This is a genomic window from Pseudomonas sp. PDM20 (assembly GCF_014852575.3).
Taxonomy (GTDB): domain Bacteria; phylum Pseudomonadota; class Gammaproteobacteria; order Pseudomonadales; family Pseudomonadaceae; genus Pseudomonas.
In genome coordinates, this window is record NZ_CM181224.1 from 600,764 (window position 1) to 614,881 (window position 14,118).

Genomic DNA, 14,118 nt, shown 5'->3' on the forward strand with positions numbered 1-14,118 from the left:
GGAGAACAAGAAGATGCTGAGCCCCTACATGTCCCCGGTCGAGCGCGTGTGGTTCTACACCCTGCGCATCCTCTGCGGCCTGATCCTGCTGTTCCTGGTGCTGCCGGTACTGGTCATCGTGCCGCTGTCGTTCAACTCCGGCACCTTCCTGGTCTACCCGCTGCAGGGCTTCTCCCTGCGCTGGTACGCCGACTTCTTCAACTCCGCCGAGTGGATGCGTGCGCTGACCAACAGCATCATCGTCGCCCCGGCGGCCACCGTGCTGGCGATGGTCTTCGGCACCCTGGCGTCGATCGGCCTGACCCGCGGCGAGTTCCGCGGCAAGGCGCTGGTCATGAGTCTGGTGATTTCGCCGATGGTGGTGCCGGTGGTGATCATCGGCGTGGCGAGCTACCTGTTCTTCGCGCCGCTGGGCCTGGGCAACAGCTACATCTCGCTGATCATCGTCCACGCGGTACTGGGTGTGCCGTTCGTCATCATCACCGTGTCGGCGACCCTGCAGGGCTTCAACTACAACCTGGTGCGCGCCGCCGCCAGCCTGGGCGCGCCGCCAGTGCTGACCTTCTTCAAGGTCACCCTGCCGCTGATCGCTCCGGGGGTGATTTCCGGCGCGCTGTTCGCCTTCGCTACCTCCTTCGATGAAGTGGTGGTGACCCTGTTCCTCGCCGGCCCCGAGCAGGCCACCCTGCCGCGCCAGATGTTCAGTGGCATCCGCGAGAACCTCAGCCCGACCATCGCCGCTGCGGCGACCCTGCTGATCGGCTTCTCCGTCGTGCTCCTGCTCACCCTCGAGTGGCTGCGCGGCCGCAGCGAGAAACTGCGTACCGCGCCGACTTCCTGATTCACAGTGTTTCGCGGACGGTTGCGTCCCTGTGCTCACCCACAGGGGCGGGATCGATCCGCGATTTTTTTTGCCCGCTTTCCCGCCTGAAACCGTCCTTTTCGCTTCGACTATCGGCCCGATCCCCTTCGAGCCGTCCGAGCGGCTACAATGCGCGCCATCCGTGATTTCCGCCCACAGAGGTGCGCCATGCAACCCTACGCCATCGCTCCGTCGATCCTTTCCGCCGACTTCGCCCGCCTGGGCGAGGATGTGGACAAGGTGCTCGCTGCCGGCGCCGACATCGTTCACTTCGATGTGATGGACAACCACTACGTGCCGAACCTGACCATCGGCCCGATGGTCTGCACGGCCCTGCGCAAGTACGGCGTCACCGCGCCCATCGACGTGCACCTGATGGTTTCCCCGGTGGACCGCATCATTGGCGACTTCATCGAAGCCGGCGCCACCTACATCACCTTCCACCCGGAAGCCTCGCAGCACATCGACCGTTCCCTGCAACTGATCAAGGACGGCGGCTGCAAGGCCGGCCTGGTGTTCAACCCGGCCACCTCGCTGGACGCGCTCAAGTACGTGATGGACAAGATCGACATGGTCCTGCTGATGAGCGTGAACCCCGGCTTCGGCGGGCAGAAGTTCATTCCCGGCACCCTCGACAAGCTGCGCGAAGCCCGCGCGCTGATCGACGCTTCCGGCCGCGACATCCGCCTGGAGATCGACGGCGGGGTGAACGTGAAGAACATCCGCGAGATCGCCGCCGCGGGCGCCGACACCTTCGTCGCCGGCTCTGCCATCTTCAACGCACCGGATTACGCCGAGGTCATCCGCGCCATGCACGCTGAGCTGGCGCAGGCGCGCAAGTGATGAGTGCTGCACAACTGCCGTTCGCCGGGCTGCCGCGTCTGGTGATGTTCGACCTGGACGGCACCCTGGTGGATTCCGTCCCCGACCTCGCCGCGGCGGTGGACAAGATGCTGCTGGCGCTCGGGCGCCAGCCGGCTGGCCTGGAGGCGGTGCGTCACTGGGTCGGCAACGGCGCGCGGGTGCTGGTGCGCCGCGCCCTGGCCAATGACATCGAACACGATGGCGTCAGCGAGGAAGACACCGAGCGCGCCCTCGAACTGTTCATGGATGCCTACGCCGACAGCCATGCGCTGACCGTGGTCTACCCCGGCGTGATCGAGACCCTGAAGTGGCTGAAGAAGCGCGACGTCGAGCTGGCGCTGATCACCAACAAGCCCGAGCGCTTCGTCGGCCCGCTGCTGGATGAGATGAAGCTGGGCAAGTTCTTCCGCTGGATCATCGGCGGCGACACCCTGCCGCAGCAGAAACCCGATCCGGCTGCGCTGCTGTTCGTGATGAAGATGGCCGGCGTGTCGGCGGAACAGGCCCTGTTCGTCGGCGATTCGCGCAACGACATCCTCGCCGCCAAGGCCGCCGGCGTGCGCAGCGTAGGCCTGAGCTACGGCTACAACCACGGGCGTCCCATCGCCGAGGAAACCCCGACACTGGTGCTCGACGACCTGCGCCATCTGCTGCCTTGCTTCGACTCGGGCAAAGCGATAGTGTTGCCCGACTCCGCCTCAACTCCCGCTCAGCGAGACAGCACCGTGGAAACGGCTTCCCACACACTCTGGATGAAGGTCATCAAGGCCCTGGCCCGCTGGCGCTGGCGCGCCTGACATCCTTTGGCCGGTACGCCCGGCGTGTGTGTGCACCCAAGTCCGTTACTTCCTCATTCCACGAGGCTGATCATGACCCGCGAAGAATTCCAGCGCCTGGCCGCCGAAGGCTACAACCGCATTCCGCTGACCTGCGAAACCCTTGCCGACTTCGACACCCCGCTGTCGATCTACCTGAAGCTGGCCGACGGCCCCAACACCTACCTGCTCGAATCCGTGCAGGGCGGCGAAAAGTGGGGCCGCTACTCGATCATCGGCCTGCCCAGTCGCACCGTGCTGCGTGTCTACGGCCACCAGGCGAGCATCAAGGTCGACGGCATCGAGACCGAGAGCTTCGAATGCGCCGACCCGCTGGCCTTCGTCGAGGAGTTCAAGGACCGCTACCGCGTGCCGACCATCGCCGGTCTGCCGCGCTTCAACGGCGGCCTGGTCGGTTACTTCGGCTATGACTGCGTGCGCTACGTCGAGCAGCGTCTGGCGCAGTGCCCGAATCCGGATCCGCTGAACAATCCCGACATCCTGCTGATGGTTTCCGACGCGGTCGTCGTGTTCGACAACCTCGCCGGCAAGATGCACGCGATCGTCCTCGCCGACCCGGCGCAGGCCGACTCCTACGACCAGGGCCTGGCCCGGCTGGAAGAACTGCTGGAGCGCCTGCGCCAGCCGATCACCCCGCGCCGCGGCCTGGATTTCGGTGCCGTGAACGCCCCGGAACCGCAGTTCCGCGCCAGCTTCACCCGCGAGGACTACGAGCGCGCCGTCGGCACCATCAAGGAATACATCCTGGCTGGCGACTGCATGCAGGTCGTGCCGTCGCAGCGCATGTCCATCGACTTCAGCGCAGCGCCGATCGACCTGTACCGTGCACTGCGCTGCTTCAACCCGACGCCCTACATGTACTTCTTCAACTTCGGCGACTTCCACGTCGTCGGCAGCTCGCCGGAAGTGCTGGTGCGCGTCGAGGATGGCGAAGTCACCGTGCGCCCCATCGCCGGCACCCGCCCGCGTGGCGCGACCGAAGAGGCCGACCGGGCGCTGGAAGAGGACCTGCTTTCCGACGCCAAGGAAATCGCCGAGCACCTGATGCTCATCGACCTGGGCCGCAACGACGTCGGCCGCGTGTCGCAGACCGGCAGCGTGAAGGTCACCGAGCAGATGGTCATCGAGCGCTACTCCAACGTGATGCACATCGTCTCCAACGTGAACGGCCAGCTGAACGAGAAGCTCAGCGCGATGGACGCCCTGCGCGCCATCCTGCCGGCCGGCACCCTGTCCGGCGCGCCGAAGATTCGCGCGATGGAAATCATCGATGAACTGGAGCCGGTCAAGCGCGGTGTCTACGGTGGCGCCGTGGGTTACCTCGCGTGGAACGGCAACATGGACACCGCCATCGCCATCCGCACCGCGGTGATCAAGAACGGCGAACTGCATGTGCAAGCTGGCGGCGGCATCGTCGCCGACTCGGTACCGGCGGCGGAGTGGGAAGAAACCATCAACAAGCGCCGTGCAATGTTCCGCGCCGTGGCGCTGGCCGAGCACACCGCCAAGGTGCATGGCCGCGACTGAGTTGTCGGTTCGATGAAAAGCCCCGCTTCGGCGGGGCTTTTTTATTGGGCTCAAAGTTGTCGGCTGGGGTGAGTGGAGAAGCCCTGCGCAGGGATATCAGCAGCGTCGGCCCTTCGTAGGAGCGAGCTTGCTCGCGAAGATTTAGCCGGTTTCTCCGTCGCCGAGCGGGTTCGCGAGCAAGCTCGCTCCTACAGGGATACCACCTGCAGGCTCGCCTTGCGCCGGGCCAGCGCGGCATCGGCCTGCTGCGAGCGCTCCTCCACATAGGCCGCCAGGTGATCCACCGCGACGTACTGCATCGCCTTGTGGCTGTCGTCCAGCGTGGTCACCGGCAGGGCGATGCGCCCGCAGGACAGCGCCTTGCTGAAATTCTCCCGGTTCAGGTTGCGGAACCAGCGCTCGCGCACCTGCTCCAGCGGCACCAGGACATCCCCGAAGATCTGATAGACCAGGCTCACCGTCTCCGGGCGCGGGGCGGGGCGGACATCTGCGGTCGACTGCATGGGACTCTCCTGTTCCGATGGTGGTGGTGATAGGAGTAAATATAGCAAAGGTTGTATTTCTCTTCAATCGACACCCAGGAAAAACCCCGCCGAAGCGGGGCTTTTTCATCGTGAAACGGGCTCAGCGAACCAGGGTCGGGGCGCGGCGATGGCGCACCGTGGACCACCAGAAGACCCAGCCGATCAGACGGATCTGCCCGCTGTCGAACTGCTCCGCCGGGTACTCCTCGTCGGGGTATTCGTCGCGGTTGAAGCTGCGCAGGCGGATGCCGCCGCCGGGCAGGCGGTAGACGAACTTCACCCGCAGCATGCCCTCGTGTTCCAGGGCGTAGATCTCGCCGTCGGTGATGTGCGTCGTGGCCGTGTCGATGCCGATGGTGGAGCCATCCATGATCAGCGGCTCCATGCTGTTGCCGGTGAGCTGGGCGCAGATCGCCGCCGCCGGGTCGACCCCTGCGGCGCGCAACGTTGCGTATGAGAAACGCAGCTTGCGCCCCTCTATCTCGCGCACTGCGGTGCGGCCAGCGCCGGCCGCCAGTTCCACTTCCTTGTACAGGCGTAGTTCCACTTCGTCCTCGTCCAGCGGAGTGTCGCTATCCCATGGGTGCAGCGGTTCCAGTCGCAGCGGGCTGCCATCGGCCGGGCGTGGCGCGGGTGCGCTGGTGCCCGGCGCCGGCGTGCCTTCGCCGGTGGCCAGCCAGGTCGGCGAGACCCCCAGCGCGCTGGCGATCTCGATCAGCTTGCGCGTGCTCTGCGCCTTGCCCGAGGTCAGCTTGTGGATGGTGTTCTGCGAAACCCCTGCAGCTTCGGCCAGGGTTTCCTGCTTGAGGTTGCGCGAGGCCATCGCCTGTTTCAGGCGGTCGGCCAGCGTTGATGAGGGAGTCTTGTCCATGGCGGCACTCTACCTCCTGGGTTGTAGCGTGTAAATAGCCTTGGTGTTGACTAAATATAGCCATAGTTGTAATCATAAAGGTCAGCAGCCCACCGGGGAGACAAAACACGGTTTGGCTGAAGGGAGGCGAACGGCTTCCCCCTCACTGCGGCAAGGAGGCCGTGGGTTGCCTGCAGACCGTCACTAGCGGGGCAGGCTGGAGGACGCGGGTGGGCCTGGGAGGCGCCGCCCGCGTACCTGCAAGGGATGCCGCCCGACGAGTCGGCGTCCGTGACGAACAGATCGCGACTGACCACCCCAGGCGGCCGAAGCACGGCGACCACGGAGGGCATGTCGCCAGGAGGACCTTCATGAACCAACACCCGAACTGCACGATGCAGCCCGAATCCCCCGCCGATGCGGAGGTGCGCCGTGGCTGATCTCGCCGACTACGCCAACGACCTGATGCTGGAGCGCATCGAGGACATGCTGCACAGCCGTCGCTCCTCGGCGGCGATCAGCTCCGCCGAGTATTGCGAGGATTGCGGCGACGACATCCCGCCGGCGCGCCGCCTGGCGGCGCCGGGCTGCACCCGCTGCATCGACTGCCAGGCCCTGGATGAACTGGAGCGGCGGCACTGAGCCGCGCGGGAGAAACGCCGTGATCAAACCCATCGATGAAATGCTCAAGCTCTGGGCCGAAGAGATGCACAACCCGGGCAGCGCCGGTGGCGGTTATGCCGGCGGCAACCTGCTGGCGATGATGATGGCCAACAAGGGCGAGATGATTCGCGGCACGCGGGGCAGCAAGGTGATCCTCGACCGCGTTGCCGAACTGGACCTGATCATCAACCACCTGCCCGACGAGCAGAAGGACGTGGTCACCGAGCACTACCTCAATCGCGACAGCGAGGCTTCGCAGAAGTACCGGCACTGCCGCTGCAGCCGCAACACCTTCTACCTGCGCCTGCACGTGGCGCACCAGAGCATCCAGTCGCGGTTGATGCGCCGCGTCGCCTGATCCTTTCCCTTCTTCATCCCAAGCCCGGCCCTGCGCCGGGCTTCGTGCTTTTCGCGTGTGCCCGGAGCTATGCTCGCGGCCCATGACGACACCACTCCTGATTCGCTGTGCCGAGGCCGCCGACACCGAGGCCATCCTGCGCATTCTCGGTGAAACCTACCAAGCCACCTGGAAGCCGGCGCTGAGCGCGGAAGCCATCGCGCGCTTCGAGTCCTCCGCGCACACCTCTACTTATGTTCGCGAGCGCCTGGCGCATTTCGCGGTCGCTTGCATGGCTGGCGAGGTAGTCGGCCTGCTCGATTGGCGCGATGACTTCATCGATGCCCTGCATGTCTCTCCCCGTCATCAGCGTCTGGGAATCGGTGCGGCGCTGCTGAATCACGCAGAGGCTGCCATCAGCCGTAACGGCAGTGCATGTGTTCGCCTGGAGACCGACACCTTCAACCAGCAGGCGCGCGCTTTCTACGGCAAGCACGGCTATGCGGAGATCGACTACTACCCGGACGAGGAGTGGCACAGCGGCTTCACCACTGTGCTGATGAGCAAGGCTCTCTGAAATTTCCGACGCCGGATTTCGGCGTTTCGACAGCACATTGCGGTGTGTCATCTGCGTATTGCAGCGTATTCCCCAAGAAGCCTTGTTCCGGCGGGAATCGGGGGGTAAAAAGTAGTCATTCTTGTAAAGGTGCGTCCCCAGGGAGCACAACGCGAAACCCCGAAAAGCCCGGCCAGTGAGCCGGGCTTTTTCATGCCCGCGTTTTTCTGATCCGTCGTTGCGGCGGGTGGCCGGCGAGGACGCTGGCAGTCATCCCCGGCTGGCTGATAGCCGCCGGTTTCGCCCGTTCACGGGCGTCTTTATCCAAGGTGAGCCAATGGGCAACGAACCTCAGACCCTGGCCGACGTGCCTTTGTGGGGGCTGATCCTGCTCGCCGTCGCGGGCGGCATCAGCGGTGAAATGTGGCGCGCCGACAAGGCGGGCCTGGGCGGCTGGCGGTTGCTGCGGCGGCTGGCGCTGCGCTCAGGCGCCTCCATTGTCTGCGGCATGGCGGTGATGTTTCTGGCCATGGCCTGCGGCGCCTCGCTGACGCTGGCTGCCGCGATCGGCAGCCTGACCGCGGCGGCCGGCGCGGAGATAGCCGTCGGTCTTTATGAACGCTGGGCGGCGAAACGCCTGGGGATCGAGGGGCCACCAGTGGGCGGAGGCGAACCCTGAGAAAGGATCGTTACCGCAGGGACAGCACACGGTTTATCAGCAGACAACTAGTCGGCCGCAAGCGCCAGTTCAAAACCCGCCAACAGCGCGTTCTAATTTTTTAACGAGAGGAAAAAGACCCATGAGCGTTCAACTTCCCAATGGCAGTACTCTGAGCATTGCTTCGATCTATGCGGTAGCAAAGCCGGTCACAGCACTTTCCAATGCTGCCAACGCAGTCGCCAGTGTCGCAGGGCACGGACTCTCAGCCGGTGCCGTGGTCGAGATCACCTCGGGGTGGGCGGGAGTAAGCGGCCGGGTCGCTCGTGTGACCGATGCCGATACCGCCACCTTGACCCTAGGTAACGTCAACACGGTCGATACCAGCCGATTTGTCCCAGGCAGTTCGGCAGGCTCGGTTCGCTCCGTGACCACCTGGATGCCGATCCAGCAGGTTGTCACCCCGACGGCTTCCGGTGGCGAACAGCAATTTGCGACTTACCAGTTCCTCGAGGATGACGATCAACGCCAGATTCCAACCTTCCGCAATGCCCAGACCCTGAGCATCGAGGTGGCCGACGATCCTTCCCTGGCGCAGTGGGCGGTGATCGAAGCGGCAGACCTCGACCGCAAGCCACGAGCCATCCGGCTGAGCCTGCGTAACGGCTCGGAGATCTATTACAACGGCTACGTTACGGTCTCCGATACGCCCAAGCTGAGCGTCAACGAGATCATGACCCGCACGGTGACCATTGCCCTGCTGGGCCGTGCCACCCGCTACAACGCCTGAGGTGAGGGATGACCCGGTTCACTATCGAGCAGAACCCCACCTTCGTCGGAAGCGTGGAGATTCCCCGCGTGGGGGCGCAAGGCATTACGGTGGCGTTCACCTTCAAGTACCGCGACCGCGCCAGCCTGGCCCAGCTCTATTCGGGGTGGGCGAAGCGGCAGCAGGCGTTGGCGGAGCACCTGGACACCGATGACCTGGTCGCGGTGACCGAGTCGATGCTCGCCCTGCAGGTCGAGCAGCTGGAGGCGATCATCGCCGACTGGGAATTCGCCGAGCCCTGCACCGCGGAAAACATCCGCCGGCTGGTGGAGTCTTCGGTCTCCGCACCGGAGCGGATTCTCTCGGCCTACACCCAGGCGTACGCCCAGGCGCGCCAGGGAAACTGATCGGCGCCGCCCGCTCCCTGTTCCAGTCGAAGGCCTCTGCGGAACAACTGGAGGCCTTCGGCCTTGCTCCTGGCGATTTCGAAACCGGCTATGCCCTGTGGCCCTGCGTCGCGCCCGCATTGCGCGTGCTGGATGCCATGGGCACGCAGTGGCGGGTGGGTGGGGGCGGCGCGATCGGACTGGATTACGCGGTCCTGCCACAGGTCATGCAGTGGCTGGGCATCGGCAGGCGTTCGCGCGCAGTCCTCTTCGAGGACCTGCGCCACATGGAGCAGGAGGCGCTGAAAGTGATCAATGATGACGGGAGAAGAACATGAGTTCGACCGCTTCACCGTTCAGCATCGCCGCACTCAACCAGCAGACGAGTGCGACCAGGGCGCTGATCCCCGCGCTGGAAAAAGTCAGCAAAAGCAATTGGCAGCTTGCCCAGGCGAGCCTGGCCAACGTCAAGGCGATCGAGCAGAGCCCCGTGGCACTGCTATCGACGCTGGAGCGTCTGAAAGCGGTGTTAGGCCAGACGTTGTCGACCTTCATCGACGACTGGAAGGCCGGCCAGCAGGCAGCCTGGAAGGCCTATACCGACCCTGACAGTCGCACCAAGGGCGTCCAGGGTGTGGTCGGCCATGCCCTGGAAAATTCGCAAAAGTACCTGAGCTCAGTCTGGAGCAACGGCAAGTCGCAGACGAACTTTCGCGAGTTCGCCGATCCGGTGCTGGATGAGCTGCGGGGGGTGATGGTTCGCGAGGCGATCATCGGGGTCTCGGGACTCATTGCCAGTTCCGATGGCTGGAAGTCGCTGATGAGCCGGTTCTCGCCCGACACGGCGGCGGCTACCTGGGTACCTGCCAGCATCACGGCCGATGCGGCGTTGGGAATAGGCTTGCCGACATCCGAAAGCGTGGCTGGAATCACCGAGAAAGCCGTCAGCCAACCGGCCGAGCCGTCGATCTGGATTGCCGGGGCCAAGGCCGCCTGGGACGAGTACTTCACGGAGTCGAGCAGCATGGCCGAAAAGGTCGAGACGCTGTTCAGCGACGCTCTGGGCAATACCCAGAACTTCCTGATCAAGGCGCTGGCCGAAGGTGACTTCTCGTTCCGCTCCCTGGCGGACTCGGTGATTGGCAACCTCGGTCGCATCGGTATGCAACTGGCCACATCCGGCATCGGCCAGCTGTTCTCCATGGGCTCGCAGATGTTCGCCTCCAGTGGCTGGGGCCAGGCCATCCTGTCGTTCTTCCAGGCCGACGGGGGCGCGTGGAACCAGGGCGTGCAGATGTACGCAAAAGGCGGAGCGTTCCGCCATGGAGTGGTCAGTGCGCCCACCTTTTTTGGCGCCACGGGTGGCCGACTGGGCGTGATGGGCGAGGCAGGGCCGGAGGCGATCATGCCGCTGGCACGAGCATCCGATGGCTCGCTTGGCGTGCGCACCTTGGGTGGTGGTGGCACGACTGTCCAGCTTCACGCGCCGGTCAGCATAGCGATTGGCGGCAATGGCAGTGATGGTTCGCAAATCGATCAGCAAGCCCTGTCGAGCAACTTGCAGCGGCAACTGCAACTGGCTGCCGAGCGCGCCGTGGCGGAGTCCTGGCGTCCTGGTGGAATGAGCTACCGCAACGCGCGGGGGAGGGGCTGATGGCTGTGGAAACCTTCAAGTGGCCTATCGAAGCCGGCGGCGAGGGCGAGGTGACGTTCAGGTTGCGCTCGGCACAGTTCGGCGACGGCTACCGACAGACGCTGGGGGACGGGTTGAACAACCGTTCGCAGCAGTGGCCGGTCATCCTGGTCGTGAACAAGGACGCCGCGCAACAGGTGCTGGCCTTCTTCGACCGCCACGCCGGTAGCCGAGCCTTTCTCTGGACTCCGCCTCTGGGCAGCCCCGGCCTGTACAGCTGCAACGCCTATAAACCCACGAACATCGGCGGCACGGTCTATCGCATCGCTGCGACATTCGAGCAGGTCTTCCATCCTTGACGAGGTCGATATGTCTATCGCTTTGAAAACCTGGGTCACCAACACTACCGGCGATACCTGGACTGATCTCGCCGTGGGTACGGCCACCATCAGCAGCATCCTGATCAATGCCCTGGGTACCGACGCGCGAGTAGTGCTGCGGCTGGTGCTCAAGGGCGGCGCTACGTCGTACATCCTGCCCGGCAACCTATTGGGTGCCAACCAGCCGCATCGGCCTGCACCAGGTGGCCTCTCGCTGAGTGCTGGCGACAAGCTGCAGTGCATGAGTTCGGCGCCGGTGGAATGGATTGCCAGTTACACGCCGGATCTGGCCTACACGTCTGCAGCGGGAGTTTCCAGGGACTCCAACTGGTCGGACCTGATCAGTGGGCCGGCAGAGGTGCGCACTCTGCTCGCATCGGTCAGCGGATTGGGTGAGGCACAGCTTTCGATCCGCTTGCGCAAGCAGTCGGGGGCGACGGCGTCGATCGTCACCCGCGAAACCATCAGTGGCCCCAGCGCCAAGCGCCTGACCAGTACGGTGGCTCTGTGTGCAGGGGACAAGATTCAAGTTTTCAGTGATCGCTATCTGGAATGGGTCGCGACGGGAGTGAGCTGGGTATGTACAAGTGCAAGGCCTACCGCAAGCAGAGGCGCCCCGGCGCGATCGAGTTCCTGTCGATAACCTTTGATCAGGCGTTCCACCCATGAGCCTCATCCTGCAACTCCAGAAGCTGGAGCCCGGCGCCGAAATCATGCTGTTCGAACTGGACGGCAGCGAGTTCGGTGCCGACGTGCTGCGTTTCCACGGCCACGCCATCCCGCACACTCCGCAGGAGCTGGCTGCCGCCGGCGCCGACGCGGATCAACTGTCGGCGAAGTCGATCTGGTGGAAGGGCGAGGAGTACGCCGCTTGGCCCGTGCAGATCAGCGGCATCGAGGCGAACGGCGACGGCACGGCGGTGCGCCCGAAGTTCTCTGGCGGCAACGTCAGCGGGCGCCTGACGGCGCTCTGCCTCGCCTTCAATGACTTGGCCAACTTCCAGCTGACCATCCGCGAGACCCTGGCCGAATTCCTGGATGCGGAGAACTTCCCGGCCGGCAACCCGGAAGCAGACCCGACCCAGGAGTCGGTCACCATCTGGTACTTCGACCAGAAGATCGGCGAGGACAACCAGGTGATCGAGTGGGAGCTGGCCAGCCCCGGTGACGTTGGCAACGAGGCTATCGGCCGGCAGATGACCACGCTGTGCCACTGGTGCATGACAGGCGGCTATCGCAGCCCCGACTGCGGCTATACCGGCCCGTATTTCGACATCGACGACAACCCGACCGATGACCCGGCAAAGGACCAATGTGCCGGCCTCTATAGGTCCTGCAATAAGCGTTGGGGGCAGGGTAATCAGTTGCCCTTCGGCGGCTTCCCGGCCGTGTCCCTGATCGCCCGGAGTTGACCATGCATAAGCAGACCCTGAGCGCCATTCAGGCGCACGCCGCTGAGGAGTACCCGCGGGAGGCCTGCGGCCTGATCGTCGGCGCCGGCAAGGCGCAGCGATACATCCGTTGCCGGAACACGGCCAGCCAGCCGCAGGAGGAGTTCCGCCTGCACCCGGAGGACTACGCCGCGGCGGAAGACCTGGGCGAGGTGGTTGCCATCGTCCACAGCCATCCCGACGCGACCAGCCGGCCGTCATCGTACGACCTGGCCATGTGCGAAGCGTCTGGCCTGCCGTGGCACATCCTCAGTTGGCCGGAGGGCGACCTGCGGACGATCACGCCGGCGGGGCACATCCCGCTGCTGGGCCGGCCATTTGTCCACGGCGCCTGGGATTGCTGGCAGGTCTGCGCCGACTGGTACCAGCGCGAGTGGGGGCTGGAGTTCGAGCGCTTCGAGCGCCAGGACGGTTGGTGGGAGCACGCAGGCGGCCCGAGCCTCTATGAGCAGTACTTCGAGGCGGCTGGCTTCCAGCCGGTCGGCACGCCCCGGCGCGGCGATATGATCGTCTTCGAGATCGGCCGGACGCTCCATCCGAACCATGCCGGCATCTACCTCGGCACCGATGCGACGCTGCCTGCAGAGAACAGCCGGGTATTCGGTGCGGGCCCATTTCTGCTTCACCACCTCTACGGGAAACCCAGCGAGGTCATCGTCTTCGGCGGCAACTGGAGCGAGCGTGCGCGGCTGGTGCTTCGGCACCGGCAAGCCAGGGAATAGGCTGTGCTACCCTCCGGCCACCCGAAGGGAGGGAACCATGAAGAAACTGATCATCATCGCGGCTGCCTTGGTTGTACTAGCGGGCTGCTCCACTAGTCAGACGTCGGCCGACTCCGCAGACCCGGTTCCGGGTGCGCGCGTCTTATATCGTGGAGCGGGTGATGCCAGCGTGCAGATTACTCGCGATAGCGGTTTCTTGGGGGAAGGGTGCTATATGGGAGTTTTCTGGAATGGGAAGCTGGCTGCTCGAATTGGTAGCGGCGAAACAGCCAAACTCTCGGTTTCATCAGGCGAGAACCTAATCGGCATGGGCAGCGATCCTGACGGCAAGGGACTGTGCGCGATCGATGGGGTGGCGATGCGAGAGGTGCCTGCCAACCTGAAACCGGGCGAAAATAAGCGATTCAGAATCTCTGGCGATGGGGGTGGCTTCCAGCTGGCTCCAACGTCATTCTGATTAACCAAGGCCACCTCCGGGTGGCCTTTTCTTTTCTGGAGCACACGAAATTGACCAGTTCAGTGGCAACAGTCATCAAGTTGTCAGGCCCTCTGATTCGTGAATTCGGCCGCGAGCACCGGCGTTATCTCGACACTGGGACTGTTCAGGAGGCTTTCAGTGCTCTGCGCAACACCCTGCCAGGATTTCGAGAAGCGATTGCCCGTCTTGAGCGTCTTGGGATGCGCTTTGCCATTTTCCGAAACCGAAGGAATGTTGGAGAGCGCGACTTCAGTTCGGGCGGAGTGCGTGAGGTAAGAGTTGTTCCTTTAATCGCAGGGAGCAAGCGGGCTGGGCTTCTACAGACCGTAGTTGGAGTGGCGCTGATGGTTGCGAGCATCCGGACTGGACCGGCTACTTTTCAGGCGGGTCTGGCACTGACACTTGGCGGGGTCGTTCAAATGATCAGCCCGCAGGCTAAGGGCCTGAGCCAGTCAGCAGCCCCTGAGAACTTGCCCAGCTACGCCTTCGGCAGCGCCAAGAACACCACCGCCAGCGGCAACCCCGTGCCTTACTGCTGTGGGAAACGTCGGTGGGGCGGGGCGATCATAAGCGCCTCGATTTACGCCGAAGACAAGACCTGATCCGACCATTCGAGAACAGC

Annotated in this window: 20 protein-coding genes; 18 read left to right on the plus strand and 2 right to left on the minus strand. The window is 64.2% G+C overall.

Translation table 11 applies throughout. The features are described 5' to 3' along the window. The first annotated feature begins 13 nt into the window (after window positions 1-13). From IB261_RS02855 to trpE, 4 genes are all read left to right on the plus strand, one after another. Window positions 14-841 carry an ABC transporter permease gene (locus IB261_RS02855; protein ID WP_045214142.1) on the plus strand — a complete coding sequence of 276 codons (828 nt, stop codon included), beginning with the start codon at window positions 14-16 and terminating at the stop codon, window positions 839-841. 189 nt (window positions 842-1,030) lie between these two features. After that, on the plus strand, window positions 1,031-1,705 hold the full coding sequence (gene rpe / locus IB261_RS02860; protein WP_138212992.1) for a ribulose-phosphate 3-epimerase: 675 nt from the start codon (window positions 1,031-1,033) through the stop codon (window positions 1,703-1,705). Further along, the gene (locus IB261_RS02865; RefSeq protein ID WP_192225423.1) at window positions 1,705-2,523 is read left to right on the plus strand and encodes a phosphoglycolate phosphatase; all 819 of its coding nucleotides are present in this window, start codon (window positions 1,705-1,707) and stop codon (window positions 2,521-2,523) included. Before rpe ends, IB261_RS02865 begins: the two co-directional genes overlap by 1 nt. Window positions 2,524-2,595: 72 nt before the next feature. Further along, complete coding sequence (gene trpE / locus IB261_RS02870; protein WP_192383282.1) at window positions 2,596-4,089, plus strand: anthranilate synthase component I; 1,494 nt, start codon at window positions 2,596-2,598, stop codon at window positions 4,087-4,089. A 188-nt stretch (window positions 4,090-4,277) separates the two neighbouring features. On the opposite strand, the gene IB261_RS02875 is transcribed toward trpE, so the two are convergent. Continuing rightward, window positions 4,278-4,592, minus strand: coding sequence for a pyocin activator PrtN family protein (locus IB261_RS02875; protein WP_081520779.1), 315 nt, complete (start codon window positions 4,590-4,592; stop codon window positions 4,278-4,280). Between the two features lie 121 nt (window positions 4,593-4,713). Further along, window positions 4,714-5,484, minus strand: a complete 771-nt coding sequence (locus IB261_RS02880; protein ID WP_151189153.1) for an XRE family transcriptional regulator — start codon at window positions 5,482-5,484, stop codon at window positions 4,714-4,716. Between the two features lie 411 nt (window positions 5,485-5,895). On the opposite strand from IB261_RS02880, the gene IB261_RS02885 reads away from it, so the two are divergent. The 14 genes from IB261_RS02885 to IB261_RS02950 all read left to right on the plus strand — a co-directional run bounded on the left by IB261_RS02885 (window position 5,896) and on the right by IB261_RS02950 (window position 14,098). Next, window positions 5,896-6,105, plus strand: a complete 210-nt coding sequence (locus tag IB261_RS02885; RefSeq protein ID WP_192383281.1) for a TraR/DksA C4-type zinc finger protein — start codon at window positions 5,896-5,898, stop codon at window positions 6,103-6,105. Window positions 6,106-6,124: 19 nt separating this feature from the next. Next, window positions 6,125-6,484, plus strand: a complete 360-nt coding sequence (locus tag IB261_RS02890; RefSeq protein WP_045212666.1) for a PA0613 family protein — start codon at window positions 6,125-6,127, stop codon at window positions 6,482-6,484. 82 nt (window positions 6,485-6,566) lie between these two features. Beyond that, a complete protein-coding gene (locus IB261_RS02895; RefSeq protein ID WP_192225421.1) occupies window positions 6,567-7,040 on the plus strand; it encodes a GNAT family N-acetyltransferase in 474 nt (157 codons plus the stop codon). 316 nt (window positions 7,041-7,356) lie between these two features. Next, window positions 7,357-7,698 carry a phage holin family protein gene (locus IB261_RS02900; RefSeq protein ID WP_192383280.1) on the plus strand — a complete coding sequence of 114 codons (342 nt, stop codon included), beginning with the start codon at window positions 7,357-7,359 and terminating at the stop codon, window positions 7,696-7,698. Window positions 7,699-7,819: 121 nt separating this feature from the next. Then, a complete protein-coding gene (locus IB261_RS02905) occupies window positions 7,820-8,467 on the plus strand; it encodes a phage tail protein (protein WP_192383279.1) in 648 nt (215 codons plus the stop codon). An 8-nt stretch (window positions 8,468-8,475) separates the two neighbouring features. Continuing rightward, a complete protein-coding gene (locus IB261_RS02910) occupies window positions 8,476-8,853 on the plus strand; it encodes a phage tail assembly chaperone (RefSeq protein ID WP_192383278.1) in 378 nt (125 codons plus the stop codon). Window positions 8,854-8,948: 95 nt separating this feature from the next. Beyond that, the gene (locus tag IB261_RS02915; RefSeq protein ID WP_494515525.1) at window positions 8,949-9,170 is read left to right on the plus strand and encodes a DUF1799 domain-containing protein; all 222 of its coding nucleotides are present in this window, start codon (window positions 8,949-8,951) and stop codon (window positions 9,168-9,170) included. Further along, window positions 9,167-10,486 carry a phage tail tape measure C-terminal domain-containing protein gene (locus IB261_RS02920; protein WP_192383277.1) on the plus strand — a complete coding sequence of 440 codons (1,320 nt, stop codon included), beginning with the start codon at window positions 9,167-9,169 and terminating at the stop codon, window positions 10,484-10,486. The genes IB261_RS02915 and IB261_RS02920 overlap by 4 nt, the downstream gene beginning before the upstream one ends. Further along, window positions 10,486-10,824 carry a phage tail protein gene (locus tag IB261_RS02925; protein WP_192383276.1) on the plus strand — a complete coding sequence of 113 codons (339 nt, stop codon included), beginning with the start codon at window positions 10,486-10,488 and terminating at the stop codon, window positions 10,822-10,824. Before IB261_RS02920 ends, IB261_RS02925 begins: the two co-directional genes overlap by 1 nt. A gap of 10 nt (window positions 10,825-10,834) precedes the next feature. Continuing rightward, window positions 10,835-11,488 (plus strand): hypothetical protein, encoded by a 654-nt coding sequence (locus IB261_RS02930; protein WP_192383275.1) that lies wholly within the window; start codon window positions 10,835-10,837, stop codon window positions 11,486-11,488. Window positions 11,489-11,510: 22 nt separating this feature from the next. Further along, window positions 11,511-12,257, plus strand: a complete 747-nt coding sequence (locus tag IB261_RS02935; protein WP_192383274.1) for a phage minor tail protein L — start codon at window positions 11,511-11,513, stop codon at window positions 12,255-12,257. A 2-nt stretch (window positions 12,258-12,259) separates the two neighbouring features. Then, a complete protein-coding gene (locus tag IB261_RS02940; RefSeq protein ID WP_192383273.1) occupies window positions 12,260-13,018 on the plus strand; it encodes a C40 family peptidase in 759 nt (252 codons plus the stop codon). Between the two features lie 37 nt (window positions 13,019-13,055). Beyond that, window positions 13,056-13,475: a lipoprotein gene (locus IB261_RS02945; protein WP_192383272.1), complete on the plus strand. Its 420-nt coding sequence runs from the start codon at window positions 13,056-13,058 to the stop codon at window positions 13,473-13,475. Between the two features lie 20 nt (window positions 13,476-13,495). Next, window positions 13,496-14,098: a tail assembly protein gene (locus tag IB261_RS02950; RefSeq protein WP_318653082.1), complete on the plus strand. Its 603-nt coding sequence runs from the start codon at window positions 13,496-13,498 to the stop codon at window positions 14,096-14,098. Window positions 14,099-14,118: the final 20 nt, after the last annotated feature.